Below are 15,431 nucleotides of genomic sequence, written 5' to 3'. Positions count from 1 at the left end.
TTTTTTTTTGCCAATATAGTAAAAAGTAATTTCCAAATCTGAAAGTGCATAATGGCTTAGTAATAACTGAATATTTATTTTTAAAAGGCATGCAGACAAGTAAGTTAGACAATAAAAGTCAGGGGCCAATTTTGATTAAGTAGTGCTATAAAAAAAACGCTGCAATTACTTGCAGCGTTTTAGTGGGGAGAGCAGGATTCGAACCTGCGAAGTTTACACAGCAGATTTACAGTCTGCCCTCGTTGGCCGCTTGAGTATCTCCCCAAGACTCAATAAGCATTGCTTATTGTGCTAACCGGGTGCAAATATAGAAACAGTTTTGAAGTTTCCAAACTAAATTTGCACTTAATTTCAGTATTATTTTTAATGTATTGGTATTGAATAAAATAAAAAAATCTCCACTAGGGAGATTTTTTTATTTTCTATCAAAGAAGTTGTTTATTTTGCTAAAAGTTCTACTATTTTAGCTCGAAGCGCATCACCTCTCAAATCTTTTGCGACTACATGTCCTGAAGCATCTAAAATAAAAGTAGCAGGAATAGATTCCACTTTGTATTGTGCTGCGATGGGTTCATCCCAAAATTTTAAATTTGAAACTTGGTTCCAAGTTAATTTATCTTTTGCAATGGCTTCTTTCCAAGCTTTGGCATCTTTATCTAAAGAAACACCAATAATGTTTAGCCCTTTGCTGTGTAATTCTTTATAAAGTGCTACAACATTTGGGTTTTCTTGACGGCATGGACCACACCAAGATGCCCAGAAATCAATTATTGTTACCTTACCTAAGCTTTCTTTTAAAGATATTATTTTTCCTTCCGGATTAGGAGCGGAAAAATCGGCTCTTCATTTACCGTCCGTTGTCGGGGCAGTTGCTCCAACAGCCGCAGGTGCTTTCATTTCAGCTAGTTTAGTTTTGATGGCTAAGCCTGGTTTTGTCTTTTTCAATGACTCCTCTAATCCGTTGTATAATTTTTCAGATTTTGCAACATCAGCCGTTGGGTCATTTAACATTCCTTGAATAATCAAAGCTGAAATAAATGATTTTGGATGCGTTTCAGCATAAGTAACATATTTTGCTTTTGAAGCTACGCCAACTTCTTCTTGAATCTTTGCAAATTCTTTCATCAAACCATTGATAACAACAGTATCTTTAGTTTGTTGTGCAGCATTCATAGCTTCCATGTTTTTATTTTGAAAATCCATTAGTTTCTTTTGAACTTTAGTGATTTCCTCATTGAAAGTAACATACTCATCATTATTGTAAGTTCCTGATACTTTCGATTTTTGAATACTATCTTTATTAATAGCAATAGTTACTTCGCCATTTTCTAAGATAAAAGGTATTTTAGCTTGTGCTCCTTCTAGTTGGATAGTGTAAAATGAAGGTTCAGTTATTGTTCCTTTCATTTCAAATTTCCCATTTTCAACTTTTACAGTATCTTTTGGTAACATCATTCCTGTTGCATCTTGTGTTTCTAAGATAATTGTTTTACCATTTTCAATTCCTGTTGCAGTTCCTGAAATGATGTACTCGTCTTTGCCAACTTTGCTACAAGAAATTAAAACAAAAGTTGCCGAAAGTAATAGAATTATTTTTTTCATTATTAATTAGTTAATTGAGTTAAGTCTGCAAAAGTATTTAAAAAATATAAAATATAATTCATTTTAGAACCTAAATTTTTGTTATAATTTATAATTAATTATGTATCATTTGAAATGAATTGAAAAGGTAGTTTTAGAAGCTATTAGTTGTTAGCTATAACTAATAGAACGGTTACCAATAATAGAAGTCATATCTTTTAATGCAGTTTTATAAAAAAATAATACCGAAAATTCGATCTGTTTTGGTATGATTTGTTCATTGTTAAATCGGTAAAAACAGCATTTTTTTAAAAGGATCATAAATAGTTATGCCTAAACATTTTAAAAGGAGTCCGTAGTATCAATCGAAGTAAAAATTCTTTAAAAAATTAATAGTAGAAAAAAAAGAAGTGCTTTGGAGTCAAAAAAAAAGCATCCTATTAAGGATGCTTTAAAATTTTATGTGGTAAAAAATTAATCTTGATTGATTGTTTTTCTCCAAGTAAACGAATTCAGAATGTGTCTTTTCGCAAATCTTCCAGGAGAATCAGCGTTGACCATTTTTACGTAAGTTGCTTTAGGAACACTTATGTATTCATAAACACTACCGTTTGAGAAATTGATGATTAATCTTCCTTCAACAAACTTATAGTCTGAAATTGTAGCTGTTGCTATTGTTTCAGTATATTCTGGTAAGTTTAATTTCAATGTTTCAGGATTGATGCTAACCAAAAAATGATAAGCTTCAATGATTTTTTTACTATTTTCTTCAGCAGCTTTCAATCCAGCTTCGTCGCCCTGAAATTTATCAGGATGTGCTTCTTTCATCGCATTACGATAAATCGTTTTCAAATCTTTTAGCTCTGCAGTTTTGTCTACATTTAGCAGTTTGCGGTATTCAACTATTTTTTTCATAAATAAGGTAACTACTTGTCTTTTACTATAAAATCAATATAATTTGATTTCAAAATCGACAAATTTTTTGCAAAGGTACACTTTTTTTTATTTTTTTGGTTTATGACCAACAAATTTTAAAAAAAAAGTCTTTTCTAAGGGTTGGATTTCAAAGCATTAAAACTCTAAAACAGGCTATTGTTGAGGCTTATTATTTGCTTTATCGAAATTTTTTGATTTTTTTGGATACTTATTGTGGCTGATATCGCTAGGATTTTCGATGATGGATTTTATAGTTATCCAATCTCCTACAGTATATTTTGTAGCCATTTGATAATCTAAAAGATATTGTCCACAAAAAAAGTTGTTATTTTCATCTTTTTCCATGATTCCGGTGTAAACCCCTTTTTGTAACATTCTTTCTTCAGAAGCTTTAGTCATAATAATTTTTTTAAAGTAAATCTTGTTGGCAAAGCTAATCAATTATACATTGTCTTGCTAGGATTTGCGCTTTCTGATTATCTTTGCTTGATGGAAAATTTTTTTCGCCCCAACCCAAATTCTTTTAAAAATACTTTTTGTGTATTTAGTGAAATGCCTAGAGAGACTGTCAATGGCATGAAACTGCAATTCGATAGTAAGTCGGGAAGTAAGTATTATTATACTAATTTAGGAATGTATCGTGTATCCAATCATTGGGGACGATTAGCAAATAGCAAATGGCGTTTAGAGCCACTAGACCCAGCAACTCCCTCTAAAATTAAATTGGGTTTCGCTCCTTGGGACCACTTTTATCCTGATAATGCTTTGGAAGAACTCTATTATCTAGAATTAAATTTCTCAAATATAACCGTTAATTATCAGCATAAAAACAATCCGGATTATGATAAAAAAGCAATTTTACGAACTAGTTATGAAACTTCCAAGCGGATCAAACAAGTTCGAAATTTACTTACTTTAACGTCATGGGCTCGATATTTTGATTGTGATGACATTGATCTTTTGAGACAACAAATTATCAATGAACTTATTTTTACTACTAAAACATTAGAAGAAATAAAAAAAGAATTTCACTGATGCTAGTTCTTACAGTATCATTTAATATTTTTCAGGAAGCATTATAACATGGTTTTTTTTAATCATTTGAAGCAATTAATACCAAATCATTTACAGTGATGGGTTTGGAGAGGTATCCTAAAATATTTTCATAAGATTTTGATTTGTTCTTATCTTCAATCGCAATCGAGGAACTGACAATATAGACGATGATTTCTTTATTCAAATTAGGCTTTACAAGTGCCATTGCTTCCATAAATTCCCATCCATCCATTATAGGCATATTGATATCCAATAAAATGATGTCCGGAAGATCACCATTAATTGCTGCAGCATGATGCAAGTTATCAATAGCATCTCTACCATTTTTGAAAGAGGAAATCGTCGAAAATAGCTCTGACCTTTGAATTATTTTGTTTACTATAATTTGGTAAATGGCATCATCGTCAACTATCCAGATTGCTTTTTTTGTCATTGAATAAAAATTTTAAAGGTAGTTCCAACATTGGGTTCGCTTTCCACAGTAATATTTCCTCCCATCGCATCAATTTGATTTTTGGTTATAAATAGTCCAATTCCTTTTGAATCAGAATTGTTCGTGAAGGTCTTGTACATTCCGAAAATTTTGTCAGCGTTTCTCACAAGATCAATACCTATGCCATTATCTGAAATTTGAAGGACTTTCATCTCGTTATCAACAGCTAAATTAATTTTTATACAAGGTTTACGGGAAGAATGTCTGTACCGAATTGAGTTTGAAATAATATTATACAGTATACTTTCCAGATAAGCGGGGTTATAATTAATAAAAGTATCCTGCGGTATATCAGATAAAATAGTTACTTCGTGACTGGTGATTTGTTCAGAAAGCACACTTTTAACATTTGTAATATAGTTTTCTAGATTCAAAGATTCAGATACTAATCCAATATTATTTCTAATATTTATGACTTCATTTAAGTGTTGCATGGTTTCGTTAAGAGAATCGGAAACAGTTTTTAATAGCTGTATCATTTGTTCTCTTTCTTCTTCAGATGAAGAGGATTCAATCAAAGAAACGATAGAGGCGATATTGCTGGTATGTGATCTTAAATTATGGGAAACAATATAGGAAAAATTCAATAATCTTTTATTTTGCTCGGTGAGCATAGTGTAGGAAGTGTTCAACTCTTTTTCCGCTTCTTTAGTTTTAGTTATATCAATCATAATACCACGTAAACTAACCGCTTTACCATTTTCTAAAACTACGTTTACGATGTCCCTGAGCCAAACAATAGAATGGTCTTTAGCGACCATTCGATATTCTAAATCATGGTTTAAATTTTTTTCCGTTTTCAATTTGCAATATTCCCGAACCTCTTCTTGGTCTTCCCAGTAGATATGATCCTGCCAAAATGTAGGTTCTGCAAGCCATTCGGCAGCAGTATATCCTAAAATATTTTCTACTTTTTTACTTATAAAATTAAACGAAAAGCTTTTAGCATCACATTCCCAAACTATTCCGTCTATCGTATTAATCAATGATTCTACTCTTTGTTTTGTGTCAAGGATAATTTTTTCAGTAGCCATTCTATCCGTAATGTCCTCTGTTGACACAATGATTCGTTCGAATGTTTTTGTGTAACTTCCAGCTAAATTCCATCTTAAATTGATGTTACGGAATTCTCCTTTGGCATTTTTTATTATCGTATCGATAATGAACTGCTTCTTGCCTTGAGTGATTGCGATTAAATTCTCAATAAAATCTTTTTTAGATCTTACGTTAAATAGTTCTGACTTCGCTTGAATTAAATCTTCTTTAGATTTGACCTTATATAATTTTAAACTGGCCTTATTTATATTAATTACTTTAATTAAGGAATGGCATTTCTCTACAACAAGTGGGTTAGCATAAAAAAAATCAGTTACTATATCTTTACTTTGATTTAATAATTTCAGTTCTTCTAAGTATTTTTTAACTTCAGAAAAATCTTCTTCTCTTAACGGCATAGGGGAGTCTTCAAACAAACTCTTAAATCGGGTTTCATTTTTTTTAATTAAATATTCAGCTTCTTTTTTTGTGGAAATATCCTCAACTATAGATATGTGTGTAGTTACTTTTTTATTTTTTTTTAATAGTGGAGAGACCGTTAAATTTATCCAAATAATAGTACCCTCCTTTGTAATGTACCGTTTTTCCATTGTGTACGATGCAATTTTTCCTTCTCGCAGTTTTTCAAGATTTAGTAAATCTTCTTCTAAATCTTTTGGATGGGTTACGGATTGAAAGTTATGCTCTTTCATTTCCTGCGGTGTGTATCCTAATAATTGGCAATATTGGTTGTTGATTTCAATAAAATTTCCTGTAAAGGAATCTATGTGCGCAATTCCTACCGCGGCTTGATCGAAAATAGCCCCGAATTTTATTTCAGAATTCAAAAGCTTAGTAGCCTGAATGCTCACTAATGATTGTAATTCTTCCGGTATTTTTAAAAGCGTAAAAATTAATAGCCCAAAAAGAGCCGCTATTATGATTCCAATGATTCCAGGAATTAAAATTTGAGAAGAAAGATAATTTTGATTTTTTGATATGATGTATAATTTCCAATCACCGTCCGGAATTTTTATTGAAACATTATAGTTTCTCGCAAAATCTCTTTTATTAGGTAAATAAAAAATTTCTTTCTGCTCTGTAGGGTCGTATTTTGAAAATTGAAAATAATATTTTGAATCATCTATATTGTTGATTCCCGATGATTTCAAAAGTGTTTCTAATTTGATAATTACCGCTGAAAACCCCCAAAATATATTATTTTCAAAAACTGGAAGCCTTCCGACTATTCCCATTCCGCCTTGCTTTAATTTTAAAGGCCCTGCAAAATACATTTTTTGAGTTGCAATTGATTTTAAAGCTTCCTCTTTAAGATAAGGATCTGCTAGAATATTCAAATTCATAGCTGCTTCATTCCCTTCCATGGGATAAATGTATTTAATAATTCCATTGGGAACTAACTGTACCGCATTAATATTAGCATTTGATGTCATTAGAGTTTTGCCAACACTGTCAAAGTTTTCAGGAATCCCTTTGCTATCGATAGTGAGTGCTAAAGTCAGTGTAGAGGTATAACAATTTTTAAGCGATTGTTCAATGTTTTGATGCACGACATGAACAATAGAATTCATTTCGCGTTGCTCATCTTCTTTAATGAGTTTATATTGCTGCCATAAAATAAAACCTGTAATATAACTCAAAAACAAGAATGTTAAAAAACCTGTTAATTTTGGTTTGCTAAAAAACCATCCGATGAATTTGCTGTGTTTTTTTCCAGACTTCATTTTTTATTAGGTTGGTTTTCTACTTGTTCATTATTCAAAAAATAAATATATAAAAAAATTTAACATGAGAATCTTATTTTGAAATTATATTTTACTACTTAAGAATCATATTCTTTAGCTAATAGTACCTTTTGGAGTATCATTATTACTAAAAAAACTAATTATTGCAAAGAAAGTAACTCTAGAAATAATAAATTTTAGGTTGGATTTAAAGAAATAAACCGAACTTTACAGCATTTACTGAATCAAACAACAAACTGATTACTTAAAAATATACGGATATGAGTAGAAATAACGACAGGAATATTAAAAAACACAACGATAAGTTGCACAAAGCGCAGGATAAAGTGAAACAAGCTGAAATAGTGCGCAAAGAAAAGTTAAAGCAAATTGTAAAGAAGTTTAATGAAAATAACGCTTCGGAAAATAACTAAAAAGACGCATCATGGAAATAAATAAATTTGACCAAGTAAAAAGTGGTGTTCAAGAAATAATTGATTTTATAGCTGAAAAAAATGCCAAAGAAGCCAGCAATAAATTAGTTGAAGTTAGCGAAGAGCTAGATGAATTACTCGATTTTGCAGAAGAAGATAATGACCTTATGGAAATAAGTCGCTATCAAGTCTTGTTGAACCAGTTGCATCAAAAAATAATTGGTCTTAATGGTCAGGCAACAACTTCTATTTAAAAGTAGCATGCTAAATAGCAACCAGAAAACTTGTTTTTGCGGTTTGGGTAAATCCTATCAGGAATGTTGTGAACCCATTATTAAAGGCGTTCAAAAAGCAGCAACAGCTGAATTGTTAATGCGTTCTCGTTATTCGGCTTATGTCACGCATCAAGCTGATTATTTGTTAGCAACAACTCATGTCTCCAAAAGAAGTTCCCATTCTAAATCAGAAATTCTTAATTGGGCGACCAATAATAAATGGCTTCAATTAGAAATTATGCACGTCACCGAATATAAGGTGGAGTTCAAAGCTTACTTTTTGGATACTAAAAACCTGCAGCAAATTCATCATGAACTTTCTTCTTTTATACTTGAAAATCAAAATTGGTTTTATGTGGATGGGGAATTCTTTTGATTTTTTTAGAAAGAGCATTCTTCGCTCCATTATTCCGTTGCTACTTTTGTTGAAACGCTTTTAACTAAAAATTAATAAACGTTTGTGCAGGGTCATTTGAAAATGATGTAATTTTAACAATTATGAAAAATGACAATAGAAAAGGTTTTTATTTCAAGCAATACGAAGCGCCAAATCAGTCTCCGTTTGATAAACTCTTTGGAATTTTCAAGGAATTAATCACACATACTTCTGGAGATTTTGATGAAGCAATCGACTGGTTGCGGGAATTAGACAAAGAATATAAATTGACGGATGAAAAATACACCATTGATAATTTTATCGAAGATTTAAAGAAAAAGGGGTACATCCGAGATGAACTTAAAGAAGATGGAAGTTCAGGAATTGGAATTACATCAAAAACGGAGCGAGCCATCCGCCAGCAGGCATTAGACAATATTTTTGGGAATTTAAAGCGTAGTGGCAGTGGAAATCACAAAACCAAACATTCTGGAAATGGTGACGAACATACCGGAGAATTTCGCGAATTTCATTTTGGTGATGGACTAGAGCGAATCTCATTGACAGAAAGTTTGCGAAACGCACAAATCAATAATGGAGTCGACAGTTTCATGCTGACTGAAAATGATTTGGTTGTTGAAGAAACACAATTTAAATCTCAGATGAGCACCGTCTTGATGATCGATATTAGTCACAGTATGATCTTGTATGGGGAAGATAGAATTACACCAGCTAAAAAAGTGGCTATGGCTCTAGCAGAACTAATTACAACACGTTATCCAAAAGATACTTTAGATATATTAGTTTTTGGAAATGATGCTTGGACGATTGCCATAAAAGATTTGCCTTATCTAAAAGTGGGTCCATTTCACACAAACACAGTCGCAGGATTGCAACTAGCAATGGACTTACTTCGTAGAAAACGAAATACCAATAAACAAATATTCATGATTACGGATGGGAAGCCAAGTTGTGTTCGGGAAAAGGACGGTTCGTATTATATGAATAGCAATGGTCTGGATGAATATATTGTAGATAAATGCTACAGTCAAGCGCAACAAGCCCGTAAATTACATATTCCGATTACTACTTTTATGATTGCTAATGATCCTTATCTACAGCAGTTTGTCAATAAATTTACCGAGGCCAATCAAGGAAAAGCGTTCTATACTGGATTGAAAGGTTTGGGCGAAATGATTTTTGAAGATTATGAAACAAATAGAAAGAAGAGAATTAAATAAAGCGATAGAAACGACTCTAGAGTAAAAAAGAATAAAGCGAATAGGATAATTAATCAAGATAATAGAAAGAAAGAGTAGGAAAAAAATTTTTAAAGTAGTTCCTTTTTCAATCATTAAATTTCAAACATGAAAATAGAAAATATAAAAACATTAGGTGAATTAAAAAAATCAGGATACGAAAGTAAAAGCATAAAAGATGAATTGCGTTTGAACCTGAGAGAAAAAATCAAATCAGGGAAACCAACATTCGAAGGTGTTCATGGATTTGAAAATACGGTAATTCCAGAGTTGGAGCGCGCCATTTTATCACGTCATAACATCAATTTATTAGGACTACGTGGTCAAGCCAAAACCAGGTTAGCACGTAAAATGATCGAATTGTTAGACGAATACATTCCGTTTGTAACGGGTTCAGAAATTAATGATGATCCTTTGAAACCAATTTCCCGTTTTGCTAAAGACTTAATTGCCGAAAAAGAGGATGAAACTCCCATTTCTTGGTTGCACAGAAGCGATCGTTTCTTTGAGAAGCTAGCCACGCCAGACGTAACCGTTGCCGATTTAATAGGAGATGTAGATCCGATAAAAGCCGCAAATCTGAAACTATCTTATGCTGACGATCGAGTGATTCATTTTGGGATGATACCAAGAGCGAATCGCTGTATTTTTGTAATTAATGAATTACCTGATTTACAAGCAAGAATTCAAGTTGCTTTGTTTAATATTTTGCAAGAAGGTGACATTCAAATCCGTGGTTTCAAATTAAGAATGCCCTTGGACATGCAATTTGTCTTTACGGCAAATCCAGAGGATTACACCAATCGTGGAAGTATTGTAACACCACTGAAAGACAGAATTGGTTCTCAAATTTTGACACATTATCCCGATACGATAAAAATTGCAAGAACAATTACAGAGCAAGAAGCTAAATTAGATAAAGTGCAGAACGAGATGGTCTATGTGCCTTCATTAGCGAGGGATTTATTGGAACAAATCAGTTTTGAGGCTCGTGAGAGTGAATACATAGACAATAAAAGTGGTGTAAGCGCCAGATTGAGTATTACCGCTTTTGAGAATTTATTAAGCACAGCGGAACGCAGAGCATTGAAATCAGGAGCAGATCACACTACTTTACGTTTATCTGATTTTATGGGAATTATTCCTGCGATTACCGGAAAAGTAGAATTAGTGTATGAAGGAGAGCAGGAGGGAGCAGCCGTTGTAGCGCAGCACTTATTAGGAGATGCAATTCATACTTTTTTTCCGGCTTATTTTCCAAAAATTGAAAAACTGGAAAAGCAAGATGAAAAAACGGCTTATACGGATATTATCGAATGGTTTTTTGCCGAAATTGGTTTCGAATTATTAGATGATTGTTCTGATGAAGAATATGAAAGAATTTTGGGAAGTATTGTCCCTCTTGAAGTTTTAATCAAGAAATATCAGCCTCAACTCGCCAAGGAAGATAAATTTTTCATGAAGGAATTTATACTTTGGGCTTTAGTCGAATACAAAAAACTAAGCAAAGATCGTTTTTCTGAAGGCTATCAGTTTAAAGATATTTACGGAAGTTATATCAGCAAATTATAAAAATAAGTAAGGGTTTAGATTCATTTCTAAACCCTTACTTATTTTTGGCAATCGCACAAAGCAAATGAAAATTAGAAGGAAATAATTTTATTTATTTCTATAAACGACGATGCCGGTTTTATTTAGTCTACCTTGTCCCGTTGGCGGTATATTCAGTCAATAAAAATGACATGGAAAATAGTTTTGAGGATTTGATTGCTACTTATATCGAAAATAAGGTAGGCATATCCGAACATTTTTTGAGTCCTACTTTAGCCAATAATTTAAAGCAGAACTTAATTACTTTAAATGAACAAAGTTTATTGCTGGAAGCCGGAGTTGGGAACTCAGAAAAGGTTTCGTATGACGGAGCTATTCGAAGCGATTCTATTTATTGGCTTGACAAAAAACACAATAATGCTTTCGAAAACGAATTCTTTACTCAAATAGAAGCTTTTATTATTTATTTGAACCAAAGTTGTTATGCTGGAATTACGGGTTACGAATTTCACTATTCACTTTATGAATCGGGTGATTTTTATTTGAAGCACTTAGATCAATTCAAAAATAATCCCAGTCGTAAATATTCTATGATTAGTTACCTGAATAGCAATTGGCAAGAAAGTGACGGTGGTGAGTTGCTGATTCATCAAGCAAATAACAATCAAAAAATTGCCCCTACGCAGGGTAAAACAGTTTTCTTTAAGAGTGACGAATTAGTTCATGAAGTTTTGGTGACTCAAAATACTAGAATGAGTATTACGGGATGGTTGAAGAGCGATTGATGTTTCTAAAAAATAACACTCAGTTTCCTTTTATCCGCGTAACTATTTTTTGAAGCAACCGCTTTCCGTCCCTTTTGTTTTTAGGAACTTCAACCGCTTTTAGTTCCGCTTTGTTTGCAATAAATTGATAGCTGAATGCAAATTGAGGATTTTTGGGATTGTCATTTAATAGTCCAAAGCGCAAATCATTGAAATATAAAGATTGATTTTTTTTAGAAATAATATACCAGCCCTCGCTGGATTTTTTTAGTTTTTCAAAATCTGAATTTCCTTTTAGCTGCGATTCTAGAACTTTATTTTTGCTGTAAACAGTAAACAAAATGGGTTGCGTGTCTAAAAGAGAGTAGTCGCTTAACAAGTAATCTTCAGAAGTAGCCACGTTAGCGTTCCACAAAATGAGATTGAAAGCTGTAGGTTTCACGATAATTTCAGTATACTGAATTCCTTGTTTTGTTAATGCTTTTTCAAATTGGTTCAAGGTATATACTTTTATAAAACAGGACAAAAGGAGATACGCACTACTGATGGATAGTCCTCTAGTTATGTATTTTTTGCGAAGTACTCCGTTTTTTGTTTTGCAAGTCATAATCAATGCAATAACTAGCGGAATGGTATGCAGCGGGTCAATAACGAAAATGGTTTTCAACGCAAATCGATAGTTTAAAGGCCATAAAATTTGTGTCCCCCAAGAAGTGAACATGTCCAGTAACACATGGGTAAACAAACACCAAAACGCCATACGAGTTGCCTGAACAAAGTTGAGTTTGTCTCTTTCTGTTTTTGAAATAATCCAACCCAAAACAGGCGATAAAAACAAAAATAGAAAAAGAGAATGACTGATGCCACGGTGAATCAGAATTGCATCTACAGGATTTAAAAATAATCCCACTACAACATCTAAATCAGGAATTGTGCCTAGAATTGCACCATATAAAACTGTTTTATTTTTTAGCTTTTTGCCTGCGCATACTTCGGCAATGGCAATTCCTAAAGCTATCTGAGTAAAAGAATCCATCCTGTAAAAGTAGCTGAAATCAATAGATATCTTGATGACCTGTAGTAAATTTTTGGCATGAATCACACTTTTTTACTATAATTGAAAACATATCATAAAATAAAACTATTGTGATCAGAAGAGATTTTAAAATAAATATGCACTATCTTGTTCCATCATAAATAAACCAAGCTATGTATAAAATCCATACTATTGATTTACACTTTCAATCTGAAAAACATTCTATTGGTGCTTTTTTAATTGAAACCGAAAAAGGCCCGATACTTATCGAAACCGGACCGGAATCAACATGGGAATATCTTGAAAAAGGAATCCAGAAGATCGGGTATGAGATCAAAGATATTCAGCATGTATTCCTGACGCACATTCATTTTGACCATGCTGGAGCAGCTTGGAAATTGGCACAAAATGGTGCTAAAATATACGTACACCCAATTGGAATTCCACATTTAGCTAATCCAGAGAAATTATGGAATTCAGCTAAAATGATCTATACAGATAAGATGGAGCTTCTTTGGGGGAAAATGGAATCTATTCCTGAGCAACAATTGATTGGAGTTACGGACGGTGATGTTGTAGACTTGGGGGATGTTCAAATAAAAGTATGGTATACACCGGGTCATGCTGTGCATCATAATGCATATCAAATTGAGGATGTGATATTTACTGGGGATGTGGCCGGAGTAAAAATAGGAGATGGTCCTGTTGTGCCTCCTTGTCCACCACCGGATATTAATATTGAATTATGGAAACAATCCCTTAAAAAACTAAAAGATTTAAAGCCCAGAGCATTGTATTTAACTCATTTTGATTTGCAAATAAACCCTGATGAATTATTATCAGGATTAGAAATAGTTCTAGATGATTGGGCTAATTTTATCAAACCTTTTTATGACAATCAAACTCCCCCAGAAAGTATAGTGCCTCAATTTATGGACTACACCAGAAAGCAGTTTTTAGATAAAGGACTGGATGCGGATGATATTCAAACCTATGAATTTGCTAATCCAAGCTGGATGTCTGTAAATGGTTTATTGCGGTACTGGAAACTCAAAGAACAAGGAAGGATCTAAGATTGCCATAATTTGAGGGGGTAGTTTCTCCTTTTGTACTACTGAAACCGTTTACGTACTATTCTTGTTCTGGAAATATTGGTTTCAATACTTTCATAAAAGAGCAAAAGGAATGACAATAAATGGTAATTTTTCCCTCTAAAAATTCGCTATGCTATTTCTTGTTTTAAGTATTATTTGCAGTGTCACTGTAGGAATACTGTTTAAATTTTCTCGCCATTACAACGTTAATAATGCACAAATTGTTGCTGCTAATTATCTGTTTGCTCTTGTTTTATGTTATTGTTTTTTCAGTCCAAATTTGAATGAGGTGAATACTTCGTCGCCATGGCATATTTATATAGCGCTTGGTATCTTATTGCCATCAGTATTTCTATTTTTGGCAATTTCCATTAAACACATGGGAATTGTAAAAACAGATGCTGCTCAGCGACTTTCATTATTCATTCCAATCTTGGCCGCATGGTTAATCTTCAAGGAGGATTTTAATGTATTTAAAGTTACGGCACTTGCAGTTGGGTTTCCAGCTCTAGTACTAATTTTGTCTAAACCCTCACAAAACACCAAAAATAAATGGATTTATCCTACTGTAGTTTTGCTGGGTTTTGGGATTATAGACATCCTTTTTAAACAAATTGCTTTGTTTACAACGCTGCCTTATACCACTTCTCTATTTATAGTTTTTAGCGTAGCACTGGTAATCATGTTTGCCGTTATAAGTTATGAAGTGCTAGCCAATAAGGTTCAACTAGCGCTTAAAAACATAATTTTGGGGGGGCTAGTGGGTATTTTTAACTTTGGTAATATTCTTTTTTATCTAAAGGCGCATCAAGTATTTGCTAAAAACCCGTCAACAGTTTTTGCAGGAATGAATATGGGCGTGATCATAATAGGGAGTCTTGTAGGTATTTTTGTTTTCAAAGAAAAACTAACCAAAATAAATTACGCGGGTCTTTTTATGGCTTTGCTAGCGATTATTTTAATAGTGTTTTCACAAACAAAATAGAAAAGTAAAATATATTTTTTAAGACAAATAATGGCACTAACATGGAATTGTAACTGGGTACGATTGCCATTTAAGTTCGTTTTTTAAGTTTTAATTTTTTCTAATTCTAAGTAGAGCTGATCCATTTCGATTTTTAAATTTTCAATCTCTGTACTTAAAATTTCAATTTCATTTTCGATTAAACTAATGTCTTCATTTCTCTCATTGTCTGTTCTTAAAAATTGAAAATCTTTAGCTTTTGCCAGGGTATCTTTAGCTTGATCTAAAGCACTGAAATTAAAAGCAAGTTTTTCCTTAATTTCAAAAAGCCTATTGTTTAGAGTTTGTTTTCTCTCTTTCAAAACTCTTTCAAATTCCTGTTTTTCTTGTTCAATTATGCGATTCTTTTGTTCTTCAATTTCTTTTTCCTGTAATTGAAATTGTAGATTATTCCTTTCCGTAATGCTGTTTTTTTGTTCAAGTTCAGCACTTCTGCCTTCTTCAAAATAATTAAATATAAGAGTTCCAACTACTAAAATCAAAATTCCGGAGAGCATGTAAAAAATCGACTTGTCAATCCCTATTATCTTAGTATTTGCCTCTTTGGTACTTTGTTTTGGAAGTGCTGTAGTGGTATTAATAGGCGGAGGCATCACTCTAAAAATAGATTGTAATTCCGCTATTTCACCTGCGGTTTTCCAATCTTGCATTCCTTCGCACCAAACCGGTGTTGTATTTAAAATTGATTTGGCTTTCAATTCGGTTATATTAAATGGACCGCTACTTTCCGTGCCGTTGTGTAAGTAATAGGAATTCATTGGGTGCTGCTTAT

The 15,431-nt window shown here is 32.7% G+C and carries 16 protein-coding genes, 1 tRNA gene and 1 pseudogene; 9 read left to right on the top strand and 9 right to left on the bottom strand.

Features of this window, described 5'->3' with window-relative positions; all coding sequences use genetic code 11:
• Positions 1-183: 183 nt before the first annotated feature.
• From BLS90_RS13215 to BLS90_RS13195, 5 genes and pseudogenes are all read right to left on the bottom strand, one after another.
• Positions 184-264 (bottom strand) — tRNA-Tyr (locus tag BLS90_RS13215).
• Between the two features lie 174 nt (positions 265-438).
• Positions 439-825, bottom strand: a pseudogene (locus tag BLS90_RS13210) (TlpA family protein disulfide reductase); the annotation flags it as partial.
• Between the two features lie 18 nt (positions 826-843).
• Positions 844-1,602, bottom strand: coding sequence for a DUF4369 domain-containing protein (locus BLS90_RS13205; protein WP_091258454.1), 759 nt, complete (start codon positions 1,600-1,602; stop codon positions 844-846).
• 453 nt (positions 1,603-2,055) lie between these two features.
• Positions 2,056-2,496: a KTSC domain-containing protein gene (locus BLS90_RS13200; RefSeq protein WP_073354133.1), complete on the bottom strand. Its 441-nt coding sequence runs from the start codon at positions 2,494-2,496 to the stop codon at positions 2,056-2,058.
• A 174-nt stretch (positions 2,497-2,670) separates the two neighbouring features.
• Positions 2,671-2,916 carry a hypothetical protein gene (locus BLS90_RS13195; RefSeq protein ID WP_073354131.1) on the bottom strand — a complete coding sequence of 82 codons (246 nt, stop codon included), beginning with the start codon at positions 2,914-2,916 and terminating at the stop codon, positions 2,671-2,673.
• A 90-nt stretch (positions 2,917-3,006) separates the two neighbouring features.
• Here BLS90_RS13195 and BLS90_RS13190 point away from each other — a divergent pair, with 90 nt between their 5' ends.
• Complete coding sequence (locus BLS90_RS13190; protein ID WP_091258452.1) at positions 3,007-3,552, top strand: hypothetical protein; 546 nt, start codon at positions 3,007-3,009, stop codon at positions 3,550-3,552.
• 58 nt (positions 3,553-3,610) lie between these two features.
• Here BLS90_RS13190 and BLS90_RS13185 read toward each other — a convergent pair whose 3' ends face one another.
• Positions 3,611-4,006, bottom strand: a complete 396-nt coding sequence (locus BLS90_RS13185) for a response regulator (RefSeq protein WP_091258450.1) — start codon at positions 4,004-4,006, stop codon at positions 3,611-3,613.
• A complete protein-coding gene (locus tag BLS90_RS13180; RefSeq protein ID WP_091258448.1) occupies positions 4,003-6,846 on the bottom strand; it encodes a PAS domain S-box protein in 2,844 nt (947 codons plus the stop codon). The genes BLS90_RS13185 and BLS90_RS13180 overlap by 4 nt, the downstream gene beginning before the upstream one ends.
• Before the next feature lie 281 nt (positions 6,847-7,127).
• On the opposite strand from BLS90_RS13180, the gene BLS90_RS16920 reads away from it, so the two are divergent.
• From BLS90_RS16920 to BLS90_RS13150, 6 genes are all read left to right on the top strand, one after another.
• Entirely contained in the window at positions 7,128-7,280 is a 153-nt protein-coding gene (locus tag BLS90_RS16920; protein ID WP_091258446.1) for a hypothetical protein, read from the top strand.
• 11 nt (positions 7,281-7,291) lie between these two features.
• Positions 7,292-7,534 carry a hypothetical protein gene (locus BLS90_RS13170; RefSeq protein ID WP_091258444.1) on the top strand — a complete coding sequence of 81 codons (243 nt, stop codon included), beginning with the start codon at positions 7,292-7,294 and terminating at the stop codon, positions 7,532-7,534.
• A gap of 7 nt (positions 7,535-7,541) precedes the next feature.
• Positions 7,542-7,931, top strand: a complete 390-nt coding sequence (locus BLS90_RS13165) for a YchJ family protein (protein ID WP_091258443.1) — start codon at positions 7,542-7,544, stop codon at positions 7,929-7,931.
• A 122-nt stretch (positions 7,932-8,053) separates the two neighbouring features.
• Positions 8,054-9,172: a vWA domain-containing protein gene (locus BLS90_RS13160; RefSeq protein WP_091258441.1), complete on the top strand. Its 1,119-nt coding sequence runs from the start codon at positions 8,054-8,056 to the stop codon at positions 9,170-9,172.
• Positions 9,173-9,298: 126 nt separating this feature from the next.
• A complete protein-coding gene (locus BLS90_RS13155; protein ID WP_091258439.1) occupies positions 9,299-10,762 on the top strand; it encodes an AAA family ATPase in 1,464 nt (487 codons plus the stop codon).
• Between the two features lie 170 nt (positions 10,763-10,932).
• Positions 10,933-11,526, top strand: coding sequence for a 2OG-Fe(II) oxygenase (locus BLS90_RS13150; RefSeq protein ID WP_091258437.1), 594 nt, complete (start codon positions 10,933-10,935; stop codon positions 11,524-11,526).
• 19 nt (positions 11,527-11,545) lie between these two features.
• On the opposite strand, the gene BLS90_RS13145 is transcribed toward BLS90_RS13150, so the two are convergent.
• Positions 11,546-12,541: a metal-dependent hydrolase gene (locus BLS90_RS13145; RefSeq protein ID WP_091258435.1), complete on the bottom strand. Its 996-nt coding sequence runs from the start codon at positions 12,539-12,541 to the stop codon at positions 11,546-11,548.
• Positions 12,542-12,714: 173 nt separating this feature from the next.
• Between BLS90_RS13145 and BLS90_RS13140 the strand changes: the two genes are divergently transcribed.
• Together BLS90_RS13140 and BLS90_RS13135 are read left to right on the top strand one after the other, a co-directional pair.
• Positions 12,715-13,614 carry an MBL fold metallo-hydrolase gene (locus BLS90_RS13140; protein WP_091258433.1) on the top strand — a complete coding sequence of 300 codons (900 nt, stop codon included), beginning with the start codon at positions 12,715-12,717 and terminating at the stop codon, positions 13,612-13,614.
• Positions 13,615-13,765: 151 nt separating this feature from the next.
• Entirely contained in the window at positions 13,766-14,620 is an 855-nt protein-coding gene (locus BLS90_RS13135; protein ID WP_091258431.1) for an EamA family transporter, read from the top strand.
• An 83-nt stretch (positions 14,621-14,703) separates the two neighbouring features.
• Here the strand turns inward: BLS90_RS13135 and BLS90_RS13130 are convergent, their stop codons facing one another.
• Positions 14,704-15,417: a GYF domain-containing protein gene (locus BLS90_RS13130; protein ID WP_091258429.1), complete on the bottom strand. Its 714-nt coding sequence runs from the start codon at positions 15,415-15,417 to the stop codon at positions 14,704-14,706.
• Between the last annotated feature and the right edge of the window lie 14 nt (positions 15,418-15,431).

Source organism: Flavobacterium omnivorum, from assembly GCF_900099915.1.
In the GTDB taxonomy this organism is placed as follows: domain Bacteria; phylum Bacteroidota; class Bacteroidia; order Flavobacteriales; family Flavobacteriaceae; genus Flavobacterium; species Flavobacterium omnivorum.
Note: the sequence above shows the minus strand (reverse complement) of the source record. Positions and strands in the feature narration are given on the sequence as shown.

Coding starts and splice junctions, on each gene's coding strand:
- BLS90_RS13205 (WP_091258454.1), bottom strand. CDS start 1,602: ATGAAAAAAATAATTCTATTACTTTCGGCAACTTTTGTTTTAATTTCT.
- BLS90_RS13200 (WP_073354133.1), bottom strand. CDS start 2,496: ATGAAAAAAATAGTTGAATACCGCAAACTGCTAAATGTAGACAAAACT.
- BLS90_RS13195 (WP_073354131.1), bottom strand. CDS start 2,916: ATGACTAAAGCTTCTGAAGAAAGAATGTTACAAAAAGGGGTTTACACC.
- BLS90_RS13190 (WP_091258452.1), top strand. CDS start 3,007: ATGGAAAATTTTTTTCGCCCCAACCCAAATTCTTTTAAAAATACTTTT.
- BLS90_RS13185 (WP_091258450.1), bottom strand. CDS start 4,006: ATGACAAAAAAAGCAATCTGGATAGTTGACGATGATGCCATTTACCAA.
- BLS90_RS13180 (WP_091258448.1), bottom strand. CDS start 6,846: ATGAAGTCTGGAAAAAAACACAGCAAATTCATCGGATGGTTTTTTAGC.
- BLS90_RS16920 (WP_091258446.1), top strand. CDS start 7,128: ATGAGTAGAAATAACGACAGGAATATTAAAAAACACAACGATAAGTTG.
- BLS90_RS13170 (WP_091258444.1), top strand. CDS start 7,292: ATGGAAATAAATAAATTTGACCAAGTAAAAAGTGGTGTTCAAGAAATA.
- BLS90_RS13165 (WP_091258443.1), top strand. CDS start 7,542: ATGCTAAATAGCAACCAGAAAACTTGTTTTTGCGGTTTGGGTAAATCC.
- BLS90_RS13160 (WP_091258441.1), top strand. CDS start 8,054: ATGAAAAATGACAATAGAAAAGGTTTTTATTTCAAGCAATACGAAGCG.
- BLS90_RS13155 (WP_091258439.1), top strand. CDS start 9,299: ATGAAAATAGAAAATATAAAAACATTAGGTGAATTAAAAAAATCAGGA.
- BLS90_RS13150 (WP_091258437.1), top strand. CDS start 10,933: ATGGAAAATAGTTTTGAGGATTTGATTGCTACTTATATCGAAAATAAG.
- BLS90_RS13145 (WP_091258435.1), bottom strand. CDS start 12,541: ATGGATTCTTTTACTCAGATAGCTTTAGGAATTGCCATTGCCGAAGTA.
- BLS90_RS13140 (WP_091258433.1), top strand. CDS start 12,715: ATGTATAAAATCCATACTATTGATTTACACTTTCAATCTGAAAAACAT.
- BLS90_RS13135 (WP_091258431.1), top strand. CDS start 13,766: ATGCTATTTCTTGTTTTAAGTATTATTTGCAGTGTCACTGTAGGAATA.
- BLS90_RS13130 (WP_091258429.1), bottom strand. CDS start 15,417: ATGAATTCCTATTACTTACACAACGGCACGGAAAGTAGCGGTCCATTT.